16 protein-coding genes, 1 tRNA gene and 1 riboswitch are annotated in these 13,293 nt (G+C 69.2%); of the genes, 10 read left to right on the top strand and 7 right to left on the bottom strand.

Annotated features, from left to right (window positions below):
- The first annotated feature begins 67 nt into the window (after positions 1-67).
- Both ACIRR8_RS03700 and ACIRR8_RS03695 read left to right on the top strand, forming a co-directional pair.
- Positions 68-346 (top strand): MoaD/ThiS family protein, encoded by a 279-nt coding sequence (locus tag ACIRR8_RS03700; protein ID WP_006124874.1) that lies wholly within the window; start codon positions 68-70, stop codon positions 344-346.
- Positions 346-1,296 carry a PLP-dependent cysteine synthase family protein gene (locus tag ACIRR8_RS03695; protein ID WP_084746599.1) on the top strand — a complete coding sequence of 317 codons (951 nt, stop codon included), beginning with the start codon at positions 346-348 and terminating at the stop codon, positions 1,294-1,296. The genes ACIRR8_RS03700 and ACIRR8_RS03695 overlap by 1 nt, the downstream gene beginning before the upstream one ends.
- 70 nt (positions 1,297-1,366) lie before the next feature.
- Here the strand turns inward: ACIRR8_RS03695 and ACIRR8_RS03690 are convergent, their stop codons facing one another.
- Positions 1,367-1,882: a type II toxin-antitoxin system PemK/MazF family toxin gene (locus ACIRR8_RS03690; RefSeq protein WP_404058494.1), complete on the bottom strand. Its 516-nt coding sequence runs from the start codon at positions 1,880-1,882 to the stop codon at positions 1,367-1,369.
- Between the two features lie 294 nt (positions 1,883-2,176).
- On the opposite strand from ACIRR8_RS03690, the gene ACIRR8_RS03685 reads away from it, so the two are divergent.
- Positions 2,177-2,929: an MBL fold metallo-hydrolase gene (locus ACIRR8_RS03685; RefSeq protein ID WP_404058492.1), complete on the top strand. Its 753-nt coding sequence runs from the start codon at positions 2,177-2,179 to the stop codon at positions 2,927-2,929.
- 88 nt (positions 2,930-3,017) lie between these two features.
- Here the strand turns inward: ACIRR8_RS03685 and ACIRR8_RS03680 are convergent, their stop codons facing one another.
- Both ACIRR8_RS03680 and ACIRR8_RS03675 read right to left on the bottom strand, forming a co-directional pair.
- A complete protein-coding gene (locus tag ACIRR8_RS03680) occupies positions 3,018-4,283 on the bottom strand; it encodes a PTS transporter subunit EIIC (RefSeq protein WP_404058491.1) in 1,266 nt (421 codons plus the stop codon).
- A 260-nt stretch (positions 4,284-4,543) separates the two neighbouring features.
- On the bottom strand, positions 4,544-5,803 hold the full coding sequence (locus tag ACIRR8_RS03675) for a PTS transporter subunit EIIC (RefSeq protein WP_404058490.1): 1,260 nt from the start codon (positions 5,801-5,803) through the stop codon (positions 4,544-4,546).
- 221 nt (positions 5,804-6,024) lie between these two features.
- Here ACIRR8_RS03675 and ACIRR8_RS03670 point away from each other — a divergent pair, with 221 nt between their 5' ends.
- The 4 genes from ACIRR8_RS03670 (at position 6,025) to rdgB (ending at position 8,369) form a co-directional block, all read left to right on the top strand.
- Positions 6,025-6,258, top strand: coding sequence for a PTS glucose/sucrose transporter subunit IIB (locus ACIRR8_RS03670; RefSeq protein ID WP_103532506.1), 234 nt, complete (start codon positions 6,025-6,027; stop codon positions 6,256-6,258).
- Between the two features lie 226 nt (positions 6,259-6,484).
- A complete protein-coding gene (rph, locus tag ACIRR8_RS03665; protein ID WP_404058488.1) occupies positions 6,485-7,222 on the top strand; it encodes a ribonuclease PH in 738 nt (245 codons plus the stop codon).
- Between the two features lie 122 nt (positions 7,223-7,344).
- A complete protein-coding gene (locus tag ACIRR8_RS03660) occupies positions 7,345-7,734 on the top strand; it encodes a hypothetical protein (RefSeq protein ID WP_404058486.1) in 390 nt (129 codons plus the stop codon).
- Positions 7,735-7,766: 32 nt separating this feature from the next.
- Complete coding sequence (gene rdgB, locus ACIRR8_RS03655) at positions 7,767-8,369, top strand: RdgB/HAM1 family non-canonical purine NTP pyrophosphatase (protein WP_404058484.1); 603 nt, start codon at positions 7,767-7,769, stop codon at positions 8,367-8,369.
- 64 nt (positions 8,370-8,433) lie between these two features.
- Here the strand turns inward: rdgB and ACIRR8_RS03650 are convergent.
- The 4 genes from ACIRR8_RS03650 to bcp form a co-directional block, all read right to left on the bottom strand.
- Positions 8,434-8,517, bottom strand: a tRNA-Leu gene (locus ACIRR8_RS03650).
- Positions 8,518-8,580: 63 nt separating this feature from the next.
- Positions 8,581-9,576, bottom strand: coding sequence for an HNH endonuclease (locus tag ACIRR8_RS03645; RefSeq protein ID WP_404058482.1), 996 nt, complete (start codon positions 9,574-9,576; stop codon positions 8,581-8,583).
- Between the two features lie 111 nt (positions 9,577-9,687).
- Complete coding sequence (gene proP, locus ACIRR8_RS03640; RefSeq protein ID WP_404058480.1) at positions 9,688-11,184, bottom strand: glycine betaine/L-proline transporter ProP; 1,497 nt, start codon at positions 11,182-11,184, stop codon at positions 9,688-9,690.
- A gap of 223 nt (positions 11,185-11,407) precedes the next feature.
- Complete coding sequence (bcp, locus tag ACIRR8_RS03635) at positions 11,408-11,875, bottom strand: thioredoxin-dependent thiol peroxidase (protein WP_404058478.1); 468 nt, start codon at positions 11,873-11,875, stop codon at positions 11,408-11,410.
- Between the two features lie 143 nt (positions 11,876-12,018).
- On the opposite strand from bcp, the gene ACIRR8_RS03630 reads away from it, so the two are divergent.
- The 3 genes from ACIRR8_RS03630 to ACIRR8_RS03620 all read left to right on the top strand — a co-directional run bounded on the left by ACIRR8_RS03630 (position 12,019) and on the right by ACIRR8_RS03620 (position 13,291).
- Positions 12,019-12,333: a DUF3618 domain-containing protein gene (locus ACIRR8_RS03630; protein WP_404058476.1), complete on the top strand. Its 315-nt coding sequence runs from the start codon at positions 12,019-12,021 to the stop codon at positions 12,331-12,333.
- A gap of 178 nt (positions 12,334-12,511) precedes the next feature.
- Positions 12,512-12,814, top strand: a complete 303-nt coding sequence (locus ACIRR8_RS03625; protein ID WP_203611033.1) for a co-chaperone GroES — start codon at positions 12,512-12,514, stop codon at positions 12,812-12,814.
- Between the two features lie 55 nt (positions 12,815-12,869).
- Positions 12,870-12,928: riboswitch (guanidine-III (ykkC-III) riboswitch) on the top strand.
- A gap of 42 nt (positions 12,929-12,970) precedes the next feature.
- Positions 12,971-13,291: a DMT family transporter gene (locus ACIRR8_RS03620; protein ID WP_404058474.1), complete on the top strand. Its 321-nt coding sequence runs from the start codon at positions 12,971-12,973 to the stop codon at positions 13,289-13,291.
- Positions 13,292-13,293: the final 2 nt, after the last annotated feature.

The following is a 13,293-nucleotide window of genomic DNA, read 5'->3' as shown; positions in this document are numbered from 1 at the left end:
CCCTGCGCGGGGGAAGAAACGCGCGCCCCACGCCACCACCTCCCCGCTTTCGACAGGAGCCCACGCCATGGCCATCGAGGTCCGCATCCCGACCATCCTCCGCACCTACACCGACGGCGCCAAGGCCGTCGAAGGCAACGGGGACACCCTCGCCGACCTCTTCGCCGACCTGGAGAGCCGCCACACCGGCATCCGTGAGCGCATCGTCGACGGCGAACAGCTCCGCCGCTTCGTGAACGTCTACCTCAACGACGAGGACGTCCGCTTCCTCGACGGCATCTCCACCAAGCTCAGCGACGGCGACAACGTCACCATCCTCCCGGCCGTCGCCGGCGGCATGCGCTGATGCGGTACGACTCCCCGCTGGCGGCCGTGGGGAACACCCCCCTCGTCCGCCTCCCGCGGCTGTCCCCGTCCGAGGACGTCCGCATCTGGGCCAAGCTGGAGGACCGCAACCCCACCGGCTCGATCAAGGACCGCCCCGCGCTCCACATGGTCGAACAGGCGGAGAAGGACGGCCGGCTCACCCCCGGCTGCACGATCCTGGAGCCCACCAGCGGCAACACCGGCATCTCGCTCGCCATGGCGGCCAAGCTCAAGGGCTACCGCATCGTCTGCGTCATGCCGGAGAACACCTCGCAGGAGCGGCGCGACCTGCTCGCCATGTGGGGCGCCGAGATCATCTCCTCGCCGGCCGCCGGCGGCTCCAACACCGCCGTACGGGTCGCGAAGGAGCTCAGCGCCGAGCACCCGGACTGGGTGATGCTCTACCAGTACGGCAACCCGGACAACGCGGGCGCCCACTACGCCACCACCGGACCGGAGATCCTCACCGACCTCCCGTCCATCACGCACTTCGTGGCGGGCCTCGGTACCACCGGCACCCTGATGGGCGTCGGCCGCTACCTCCGCGAGAACCGCGAGGGCATCCAGATCGTCGCCGCCGAACCGCGCTACGACGACCTGGTCTACGGCCTCCGCAACCTCGACGAGGGCTTCGTCCCCGAGCTCTACGACGCCTCGGTCCTCACCACCCGCTTCTCGGTCGGCTCCGCCGACGCGGTCACCCGCACCCGCGAACTCCTCCAGCAGGAGGGCATCTTCGCGGGCGTCTCCACGGGCGCCGCGCTCCACGCGGCGATCGGCGTGGGGAAGAAGGCGGTCAAGGCGGGGGAGAGCGCGGACATCGTCTTCGTGGTCGCGGACGGCGGCTGGAAGTACCTGTCGACGGGTGTGTACACGGCGGAGACGACGGAGGCGGCGATCGAAACGCTGCAGGGCCAGCTCTGGGCGTAGGGCCTGGATTCAGCCCCTCCGGCGTTCGAGGAGCGGGGTCCGGGGCGGAGCCCCGAAAAGGGCCCCGCCCTCACCCCGCCCCCAGCCCCCGCACCCGCTCCCACACCTCCGCGTCCACGGTCCCCACCCGCCGCCGGAACCCGCCGAGCGCCACCTCCCGCAGCTCATCGGTCTCCAGGAAGCTCTGCCGCCCGCGCTGATCCCCCACCGCCCCCGCAGGCAGCGCGATCACCCCGGGCCGCTCCTCGTGATGCTTACTGGTGATCTTGGCGACGAGCGCCGTACGCCCTCGCCCCCGGCCCCGTACCGAAAGCACCAGGCACGGCCGGTCCTTGGACCCGGGCCCGTCCTCGTACGGCACATCGGCCCACCACACCTCGCCCGCCCGCGGCGTACGCCCCTCACCGCGTCCCGCCGGCCCCGACGGCTTCCCCGAGGGCCGCGAGGGCCGCGACGGAGGCCGGCTCGTCCGCTCCGGCCGCCGCGACCGCGGCCCCCGGTCCGAGCGCCCGCGCCCGTCCACCACCGCGGCGACGAGAGCCAGCAGAACCACGGCGACCAGCGCCACCCACCAGATCGTGTCCATCCCCCGACCGTACCGGTGGGGCCCACAGCCACCCCGCCCGCGTCAGGACGCCGCGCCCGGGCCCACCGTGGGCGCGCTTCCATCGAACCGGTGACAGAGCAGGTGAGTTCCCCCACAACGGCAGGCGGCAGAGGAGCGACGCGGAGTTTTGCGCCTTACGCTCGACAAACCGCAAAACGTTCCGGCAGGAATTGCACGACCCCACCCGCACGGCACCTCATCCGCACGACCCCACCCGCACGACCCCACCCGCACGAACCCTCCCCGTTCCCACGTCTCGGAGGTTCACGCTCCATGAAGCTCACCGTCGTCGGCTGCTCCGGCTCGTTCCCGTCCCCGGGTTCGGCATGCTCGAGCTACCTCGTAGAGGCCGACGGCTTCCGGCTGCTCCTCGACATGGGCAACGGCGCCCTCGGCGAGCTGCAGCGCCACGTCGGTCTCTACGACCTCGACGCGATCTTCCTCAGCCACCTGCACGCCGATCACTGCATCGACATGTGCGCGTACTTCGTCGTGCGCTACTACCGCCACGACGGCGCCCGCCCCGTCCCTCTCCCGGTCTACGGACCCGAGGGCACCGAGCAGCGCCTGACCGCCGCCCACGCCGACACCCCGTCCGAGCAGGCGATGAGCGAGGTCTTCGACTTCCACACGCTCAAGGCCGACACCTTCGAGATCGGCCCCTTCACCGTTCGTACGGAGAAGCTCCGCCACCCGGTCGACACCTTCGGCATCCGGATCGAGCACGGCGGCTCCACCCTCGCCTACTCCGGCGACACCGGCACCTGCGACGCCCTGGAAGAGCTGGCCCGGGACGCGGACCTGTTCCTCTGCGAGGCGTCGTTCGTCGACGGCAAGGAAGACATCCCCGACCTGCACCTCAACGGCCGGGAGGCCGGCGAAGCCGCCGCGCGCGCCGGCGTACGCCGTCTCGTCCTCACCCACATCCCGCCGTGGACGGACGAGAACCGCAACCTCGCCGACGCGCAGGCGGTCTACCCGGGCCCGGTGGAACTGGCGGCGCCGGGAGCGGTGTACGAGTTCTGAGGGCGCGTACGACGAGACCCCCGCCGTCCGGTAAGGAGGCGGGGGTCTCGTCGTGTACGGGGTACGGCGTACGGGGTGGGACTGAGGGCTACTTCGCCTCGGCCTTCTGCAGCTCGGCCAGCTCCTCGTCCGACTCCCGGCCCGGGGTCGGGAGGTTGAACTTGGTGATCGCGAAGCGGAAGATCACGTAGTAGACCACCGCGAAGCAGAGGCCGACGAGGACCAGCAGCCACGGCTTGGTGGCGATGCCGAGGTTCAGCAGGAAGTCGACCAGACCGGCGGAGAAGCCGAAGCCGTCCTTCATGCCGAGCGCCCAGGTCAGGGCCATCGACACACCGGTGAGCACCGCGTGGATCGCGTACAGCACCGGGGCGATGAACATGAACGTGAACTCGATCGGCTCGGTCACACCGGTGACGAACGAGGTCAGCGCGAGCGAGAACATCATGCCGCCGACGACCTTGCGGCGCTCCGGGCGGGCACAGTGGACGATCGCGAGGCAGGCCGCCGGGAGGGCGAACATCATGATCGGGAAGAAGCCGGTCATGAACTGTCCGGCGTTCGGGTCACCGGCGAGGAAGCGGGCGATGTCGCCGTGGGCGCCGTTGTACTCGCCTGCCTGGAACCACGGGAAGGAGTTCAGCAGGTGGTGCATGCCGACCGGGATCAGCGCACGGTTGGCGACACCGAAGATGCCCGCGCCGACCGCGCCGGAGCCGACGAGCCACTCACCGAAGTTGTGCAGACCGGCGCCGAGGACCGGCCAGATCAGGCCGAAGACGATACCGATGAGCAGACCCGCGAAGGCGGAGAGGATCGGGACCAGGCGGCGGCCGCTGAAGAAGCCGGCCCAGTCGGGCAGCTTCGTCCGGTAGAACTTCTGGTACAGCAGGGCCACGACTATGCCCATCACGACACCGCCGAGGACACCGGCGTTGACCGGGGCGTCGCTCATCACGATCTTGCCGTCGGCGACGCTCGCGACCTGGGGCAGGTTGCTGTCTGTGAAGGTGGCGAGCACCTTCTGGAAGACGAGGTAGCCGGTGACGGCGGCCAGCGCGGTCGAGCCGTCCGACTTCTTCGCGAAGCCGATCGCGATGCCGACGGCGAAGAGCAGCGGCATGTTGTCGAGGATCGCGCCGCCGCCCGCGGCCATGTAGCCGGCGAGCTTCGTGATGAAGGTCGGGAACGAGTCGCGGCCCAGCATGTCGCCGTTGCCGAGGCGGACCAGGAGCGCGGCGGCCGGCAGCACGGCGACCGGCAGCATGAGGCTGCGGCCGATGCGCTGCATGACGGCCATCGCGCCGGCGCCCTTCTTCTTCTCGGCCGCGGGTGCGGTCTCAGCCGTGGTCATCAACTTCCTCCATGGGACACGGTGCCGCCCAGGTCGTTGATGCGGGGAGGCGGCGACTCGACAGACCCTGCGGCAGAGCGCCGTGGTCTGGACCACTCAGTGGTGTAGACCAGTTTTAGCACGGTGAGGGTTAGATAAGGAACCTGCAATTCCCTACTGATTCGCGGTAGCAGACCCGGCACGTTCGGTGACATGGCGAAGGCCCCCGGACCGGGCGGTCCGAGGGCCTTGCGCGACCGGGGTGAAACCCCGTCGACCTGCTACTTCGTCAGGTCCTTCTCGATCTCCTTCTCGATCTCCTCCGGTTCCCGGCCCGGTGTCTTGAGGTCGAACTTGGTGATCGCGAAACGGAAGATGATGTAGTAGACGACCGCGAAGCACGCGCCGATCGGGATGATCAGCCACGGTTTCGTGTCCAGATGCCAGTTGACGACGTAGTCGATCAACCCGGCCGAGAAGCTGAACCCGGCATGCACCCCGAGCAGCCAGGTGATGCCCATCGAGGCGCCGGTGAGCACCGCGTGCACGCCGTACAGCAGCGGCGCGACGAACATGAACGAGAACTCCAGCGGCTCGGTCACCCCGGTCACGAACGAGGTCAGCGCCACCGACACCATCAGGCCGCCGACCTCCTTGCGGCGCTCGGGGCGCGCGCAGTGGGTGATGGCCAGGGCCGCGGCGGGCAGGCCGAACATCATGATCGGGAAGAAGCCCGAGGTGAACTGGCCGGCCGACGGGTCCTCGGCGAAGAACCGCGAGATGTCGCCCTGGACGGTCTGTCCGTCCGCTCCGGTGAACTCACCCGCCTGGAACCAGAAGAACGTGTTGAGGAACTGGTGCATGCCGATCGGGATCAGCAGCCGGTTCGCGAAGCCGAAGATCGCCGCGCCCCACGAGCCGAGATCGATCAGCTGCTTGGAGAACCAGGTCAGCCCGTCACCCACCGGCTGCCACAACAGTCCGAACAGCACGCCCAGGATCACGCAGAGGAACGCCATCAGGATCGGCACCAGGCGCCGCCCGTTGAAGAAGCCGAGCCAGTCCACCAGCTTGGTGCGGTGGTAGCGCTGCCAGACCACCGCGGTCAGCAGGCCGATCAGGATGCCGCCGAGGACGCCCGGGTTCTGCGGCTCACCGGCGGGCAGATCGTCCGTCACCGTGCCGTCCATGGGGAACGCGGTGAGGACGCCCCGGTAGACCAGGAATCCGACGACGGCCGCCAGTGCGGTGGAGCCGTCGGCCTTCTTCGCGAAGCCGATGGCCACGCCGATGCAGAAGAGCAGCGGCAGGCCCAGCTGGCCGTCCAGGATCGCGGTGCCGCCGTTGAGCAGGACCTTGGAGGTCTTCTCCCAGAAGGCGCCGTGCAGATAGGACGCGAACAGGTTTCCGAGGCTGACGAGCAGGCCCGCCGCCGGGAGGACGGCCACCGGGAGCTGGAGGGAGCGGCCGACCTTCTGCAACCCCTGGACCGGCCCGTTCCACCATTTTGGCTGCGGTGCCGCAGCGGCGCTCGAACTCATCGGCGTCCTTCCCGGAACAAGCCTCGTTTGGCGGTCGTCGGAAACTGGTGTAGACCAGTTGCGTCACGGTCCGGGCCCGCCCTGAAGGCAGGGCGCCGGTGATCGTTATCTTTGGTGATAGTCCGGTTACCCGCCCGTGAAGTTGGGCCAACCGTGCGTTACCGTGACGAAACGGACCCGCAGCGGGCGGCCCGTCTGCACGCGAAAACCAGGGAGAAGGCATGGCCACCAAGGCTGAGAAGATCGTCGCCGGGCTCGGCGGCATCGACAACATCGACGAGATCGAAGGCTGCATCACCCGCCTCCGCACCGAGGTCCACGACGCCAGCAAGGTCGACGAAGCCGCCCTGAAGGCCGCCGGCGCCCACGGCGTCGTCAAGATGGGCACCGCGATCCAGGTCGTCATCGGCACCGACGCCGACCCCATCGCCGCCGACATCGAAGACATGATGTGACGACCGGCTGACAACCCGCCGCCGCGCACCGCAGGCCCCGCACCTCACCAGGTGCCGGGGCCTGCGGCGTACGAGGGCGCCTGAGCCCGCGCCGCGTGCGAAGACCCCGAGGAGTGCAGCGCGTACGAGGGCGCCGGAGCCAGCGCCGTACGTACGCTCCCAGGCTCCGCTCCCGGCCCACCGCACCCGAATGGAGCCACGCCCGCCACCCGATAAGGTCGGCCCCATGTCTCGCATCGACGGCCGCACCCCCGAACAGCTCCGCCCCGTCACCATCGAACGCGGCTGGAGCAAGCACGCCGAAGGCTCAGTCCTCATCTCCTTCGGCGACACCAAAGTCTTCTGCACCGCCTCCGTCACCGAAGGCGTCCCGCGCTGGCGCAAGGGCAGCGGCGAGGGCTGGGTCACCGCCGAGTACTCCATGCTGCCCCGCTCCACCAACACCCGCGGCGACCGCGAAGCCGTACGCGGCAAGATCGGCGGACGCACCCACGAGATCAGCCGCCTGATCGGCCGCTCCCTCCGCGCCGTCATCGACTACAAGGCGCTCGGCGAGAACACCATCGTCCTGGACTGCGACGTCCTCCAGGCCGACGGCGGCACCCGTACGGCCGCCATCACCGGCGCGTACGTGGCTCTCGCCGACGCCGTCGCCTGGGCCCAGGGCAAGAAGATCGTCAAGGCCGGCCGCAAGCCGCTCACCGACACCGTCGCGGCCATCAGCGTCGGCATCGTCGACTCCATCCCGCTGCTCGACCTCTGCTACGAGGAGGACGTCCGCGCCGAGACGGACATGAACGTCGTCTGCACCGGCGACGGCCGCTTCGTCGAGGTCCAGGGCACCGCCGAGGGCGCCCCCTTCGACCGCGAGGAGCTCGGCTCGCTCCTGGACCTGGCCACCGCGGGCTGCGTCGACCTGGCGGCACTCCAGCGCGAAGCACTGGAGAGCACCCGGAACGCGTAGCGACCCACCCTCCCCGGGTAAAGAAGCAACCAAATACGCACCACAGAGCGTCGTTACGAGCACGGGCGCACGGGTCGAACCGTGCGCCCGTCCGCGTAACCACCCCGGGGAGGGACCGCACCATGGCTTCGCGCCGCCACCAACGCCTCGCACTCGCCACCGCCGCCACCTTGCTCACGCTGACCACCGCCGTGGGCTGCGCCGGCCTCGACAAGGCCCTCGACTGCGTCCGCACCGCCGACGCCATCGCCACCAGCGTCGGCAACCTCCAACAGGCCGTCTCCAACGCCTCCGAGGACATCACCCAGGCCTCCGAGTCCCTGGACGAGATCGACCGCGAGCTCAAGAAGCTGGACGACACCACGGACAACGCGGACCTCTCCAAGGCGGTGGATGACCTCCAGGCGGGCGTCACCGAGGTGCGCGGGTCCATCGAGAGCGGTGACGCCACCCCGGACATCACCCCGGTGACGAACGCGGCGGCGGAGATCGGCAAGGTCTGCACGCCGTAGGTCCGCCCGCCGCGGGAGGAGACAATGGGCGCATGACGCGCCTGATCCTCGCCACCCGCAACGCCGGGAAAATCACCGAACTGCACGCCATCCTCGCCGACGCGGGACTCGACCACGACCTCGTCGGCGCGGACGCGTACCCGGACATCCCCGACGTCAAGGAGACCGGCGTCACCTTCGCCGAGAACGCGCTCCTCAAGGCCCACGCCCTCGCCCAGGCCACCGGCCACCCGGCGATCGCCGACGACTCGGGCCTCTGCGTGGACGTCCTCGGCGACGCCCCCGGCATCTTCTCCGCCCGCTGGTCCGGCACCCACGGCGACGACGAGGCCAACCTGCGCCTGCTCCTGGCCCAGCTCGGCGACATCGCCGACGCCCACCGCGGCGCCTACTTCACCTGCGCCGCCGCGCTCGCTCTCCCCGACGGCACCGAACGCGTCGTCGAGGGCCGCCTGAACGGCACCCTGCGCCACACCCCGTCCGGCGCCCACGGCTTCGGCTACGACCCGATCCTCCAGCCGGAGGGGGAGACCCGCACCTGCGCGGAGCTGACCCCGGCGGAGAAGAACGCGATCAGCCACCGCGGGAAGGCGTTCCGGGCGCTGGTGCCGGTGGTGCGGGAGTTGGTGGGGTGACACCCCACTTCGGACACCGAGAGGGGCCGCCCCCTGGCCAGGGGGCGGCCCCTCTCGGTTCTTGTGCGGCCGGTGGGACTTGAACCCACACGGGATCTCTCCCACGGCGTTCTAAGCGCCGCTCGTATGCCAATTCCGACACGGCCGCATACAACAGCCATGCTAGCCGGGAGGGCGTCCCGCACGGTACGTGCATACGAGATCAGGTGTTCTACCGGCTTCTCGGGCGCCGGTTACGGCACCACGTGTCCGTCAATGCGTGGCAATTCGGGCAGAGGTAGCGCAGGTTCTCTGCCCGGTTGTCCAACCAGTCACCATTGATGTGATCGATCTGGAGCGTGAACGATTGTCCCAGCCATTCGCCCGGGTTGCCGCAGGACACGCAGCGGTAGGCGACACCGACCTCCTGCAAGGCGCGGTGCAGTCGCGTGCGTTGGGTGCGGGATGAACCGGACGGTTTGACGACGAGGGTGGTCGGCGCGACCGCGCGAGGCTCGGGCACCCGCTGCGTCGACCAGGAGCGTCGGACGAAATGGCTGGTGTCGAGCTTCAGCTGGGCAACTTTGCGTCGCACACGGCGATGATTGGTGTCATTGACTTCGAGCCCGAGCGCTCGCATGACGTCCGCGTAGCTGGTGCTCCTGGGAACCGCATGACGCAGAGCGTCCTCCGGTACCGCCAGTCGCGCGTTGCGAAAGTGCGAAATGTCGATGCCGCGTCTCCGCAGCAGGCTGCCCAGCGCGGAGCGTGAGCGGCCGGCGTCCGGCATCCCCAGACTGCGTGCTGTGCCCCGGATGCTGTCGGCCGACGCCGCTGCAGCCCGTAACTCATCCGTGGTGAAGGGGAGGTCCAGTTGTGGGCGGTTCAGCCCTGGGAAGTGGCTGACATCGATTTCGGCGGCGGCGATACGGCGGCTGATGTGGGAGAGAGTGCCGCTGGCCGGTGGGGCACCCAGTCTGTTGACGACCTCGCGTAGCGAAGTGGAGCATTTCACCGCTGCTGCGATCGCCGAGTCCGGGTACTTCTCCCACGGGCTCCGTTGCTTGAAGTGCGAAGTGTCCAGCCCGTACTCCGTCGCCTGCCGCTGGAGCGTGCGTCGCCTGCCGCCGTTCTCCGGCAGCCCTAGCCGACGCATCAAGTCGGTCCAATTCGTTGACGCGGCTATGGCCTCCGCCAGCCGCTCCCGCGTGTACGGGCTGTTCCCCACGTCCCTGCCCCCTCCGATTCCGGCCGCACGTTCGCAGCCTCGTACGGAGTAACGAACCGTTTATCGGATGGTTACGTCCAGAATCCGGAGAGGGCAGGCAAGGCGGAGGGCTCAGAACTTCGGCTCCGGCGCCTGCGCCTGGACCAGTTCCGCCGCCTCCTCGTCCGTCTCCACCGACGGTGGGGAACCGATCAGCGGCTGCTGGGCGGTCTCCTTCATGCAGGCCACCGCGATCACGCCGACCAGGGCCGCCGCCATCGCGTAGTACGCCGGCATCAGGTTCGAGCCCGTCCAGCTGATCAGGGCCGTGATCACCAGCGGGGTCGTGCCGCCGAAGATCGACGCCGAGAGGTTGTAGCCGACCGACAGGGAGCCGTAGCGGACATGGGTCGGGAACAGGGCCGGGAGGGCCGCCGACATCGTGCCGAGCATGCAGACCAGCGAGAGGCCGAGCATCAGCATGCCGACGGTGATCGGGAGGATGCCGTCGATCCGGATCAGGAGGAACGCGGGGAGGGAGAGGAAGAGGAAGCCCAGCATGCCGGTCATGAGGAGCGGCTTGCGGCCGAAGCGGTCCGACAGTTTGCCGACCTGGCTGATGATCGTCATCAGGAAGAGCATCACCGCGAGCAGAATCAGCAGCCCGTGCGTCTCGCTGTAGCCGAGCTCGTCGGAGAGGTACGTCGGCATGTACGACAGCAGCATGTAGTCGGTGATGTTGTACGCGCCGACCAGGCAGATGCAGAGGATCAGCGTCGGCCAGTACTGCCGGAAGATCTTGGCCAGGTCACCCTTGGCCGTGGCCTCCACGCCGTCCGCCGCCTCGCTCGCGTGCGCCGTGCCGCCCTCCAGCTTCTGGAAGGCGGGGGTCTCGTCAAGCTTCAGTCGCAGGTAGAGGCCGACCAGGCCCAGCGGGCCCGCGACGAGGAACGGGATCCTCCACCCCCAGGCCTCCATCTGGGCGTCGTTCAGCAGGGCGTACAGGGCCGTCACGAGGCCCGCCGCGCCGACGTAGCCGGCCAGGGTCCCGAACTCCAGGAAGCTGCCGAAGAAGCCGCGCCGCTTGTCAGGGGCGTACTCGGCGATGAACGTGGACGCGCCCCCGTACTCACCGCCGGTCGAGAAGCCCTGGAGCATCCGGAAGAAGATCAGCAGGGCCGCCGCCCCGATGCCGATCGTCTCGTGCGACGGGATCAGGCCGATGGCGAAGGTGCTGACCGCCATCAGGATCATCGTCAGCGCGAGGACCTTCTTGCGGCCGACCTTGTCTCCCATCGGGCCGAAGAACATGCCGCCGAGCGGGCGCACGAGGAAGGCCACCGCGAAGGTCGCGAAGGAGGAGAGGAGCTGCGTGGTCTCGTTCCCGGACGGGAAGAAGACGTGTCCGATGGTGACGGCCAGGTAGGAGTAGATCCCGAAGTCGAACCACTCCATGGCGTTGCCCAGCGACGCCGCCTTCACCGCGCGCTTCACCGCGGCGTCGTCCGTGACGGTGATGTCCGTCCGGCGCAGCCGCGGGTTCTTGCGCTTCCGGGCGGCCCGGAAGAGCGCGGGGTGGCGTTTGACCGCTGAGGGGTCGGCCGCCTGGTGGGGGTCGGGGGCCGCCATGGCCGGGTCCTTTCCTCGCAGGGTGTTCCAGGAAAGGCTTCTGCGCGGTCGTGGCGGTCGCAAACCGACTTCACGGTCCGATGCGAGGTCCGTCACATGATCTCGACATCGTTCCGGGGCAGGCGTACGGGCTGCGCGTTGTCCGCCTCCGTACGGGAGGGCGTCCGGGGCCGCTCACCCCGGATGGCCCATCCGGGGTGAGGTTGCGCCGGGAGGGGCCGGGTCAGATGCCCAGGTCCTTGATGATCTTGGCCACGTGGCCGGTCGCCTTGACGTTGTAGAAGGCGTGCTCGACCTTGCCGTCCGCGTCCACGACGACGGTGGAGCGGATGACGCCCGTCACCACCTTGCCGTACAGCTTTTTCTCGCCGAAGGCGCCGTACGCCTCCAGGGTCTCCTTGGACGGGTCGCCGACCAGCGTGACCTTGAGGTTCTCCTGCTCGCGGAACTTGGCGAGCTTCTCCGGCTTGTCCGGGGAGACGCCGATGACGTCGTAGCCGGCGCCCGCCAGGAGGTCGAGGTTGTCCGTGAAGTCGCACGCCTGCTTGGTGCAGCCGGGGGTAAGAGCAGCCGGGTAGAAGTAGACGATGACCTTGCGGCCCTTGTGGTCCGCGAGCGAGACCTCGTTGCCGTCGGCGTCGGGAAGGGTGAAGGCGGGAGCGGGGTCGCCGGGCTTGAGTCGCTCGCTCATGTGGTTCTCCTCGGGTGGTGCACGGGTCGGACGGGACCGAGCGTAATAGGGGTGCCGTCGGGTGCGCGGGGGTTCGAGCTGACAGACTGTCGACGAAGGTTCAGAAGAAGGTTTACCGGAGACACGACCACGGAGGCGGCGCAGTGTCGGATGCCAGGACCCCTGCGCAGATCGAGGCGGACATCATCAGCAGGCGCGAGCAGCTCGCTGTGGTGCTCGACGAGATCGGAGTGCGGGTACACCCGAAGACGATCGTCGGCGACGCGAAGGCCAAGGCGGCCCAGACCGTCGACCGGACGGCCGGCCGCGCGTTCGTCGCGGTGAATCGCTCGGTGTCGCAGGTGAAGGCGCAGTTCGTCGCGGCGGACGGTTCGCCGCGGCTGGAGCGGGTGATTCCCGCCGCGCTGCTGGTGGTGGGCGTGGTGGGGCTGATCACGGTCTCCAAGCGCCGCGGGTGACGGACCCGTCCGCCCGGGGCCCGCGAGCGCCGCGGGCGACGAGCCCGTCGCTCCGCCGGGCGCACGGGCCCCTCAGGCGTGCGCGTCGGAGCGGTGGCGGTAGGTTGCGGGCGTGAGCGACAACACCCACGGCAAGATCCACGGCAGCCCGCGCGACGACGACAAGCTGCCCATCCGCATGCTGCACGACCGCGTCCTGGTGCGGAACGACACCGCCGAGGGCGAGCGGCGTTCCGGCGGGGGCATCCTGATCCCGGCGACGGCCGCGGTGGGCCGGCGGCTCGCCTGGGGCGCCGTCGTCGCGGTCGGCCAGAACGTGCGGACGGTGGAGCCCGGGGACCGGGTGCTGTACGACCCCGAGGACCGTGCCGAGGTCGAGGTGCGGGGTGTGGCGTACGTGCTGATGCGCGAGCGCGACCTGCACGCGGTGGCGGCGGACCGGTTCGAGGGGTCGGTGGACTCGACCGGGCTGTATCTGTAGGACGTACGGCGGAGGGCCTGGTGACCATGGTCACCAGGCCCTCCGCCCATTCCTTGCTACGGTGGAACCACCCCGACGAGACGCGCCGTACCGGGCAGGCAAAGACGACGCATCCGTGTTCGTTCACGCGCTCGCGCGTTGTCGTCGGAGGTTTCCATGGCCTGGGTTCTGCTGATCGTCGCCGGTCTGCTCGAAGTGGGCTGGTCGATCGGGATGAAGTACACCGAGGGGTTCACCCGGCTCTGGCCGAGCGTGTTCACCGGTATCGGGATCGTGGCGAGCATGGTGCTGCTGTCGCATGCCGCGAAGACGCTGCCGATCGGTACGGCGTACGGGGTGTGGGTCGGCATCGGCGCGGCCGGTGCGGCGATCCTCGGCATGGTCGTGCTGAACGAGCCGGTGACCGCCGCCCGGATCTTCTTCGTCTGTCTGCTGCTGGTGGCCGTGGTCGGCCTGAAGGCGACCTCCGGGCACTGAGG

The organism is Streptomyces sp. NPDC101178, from assembly GCF_044767965.1.
In the GTDB taxonomy this organism is placed as follows: domain Bacteria; phylum Actinomycetota; class Actinomycetes; order Streptomycetales; family Streptomycetaceae; genus Streptomyces.
The sequence above is the reverse complement of the archived record's forward strand: the minus strand, read 5'-3'. Positions and strand labels throughout refer to the sequence as shown.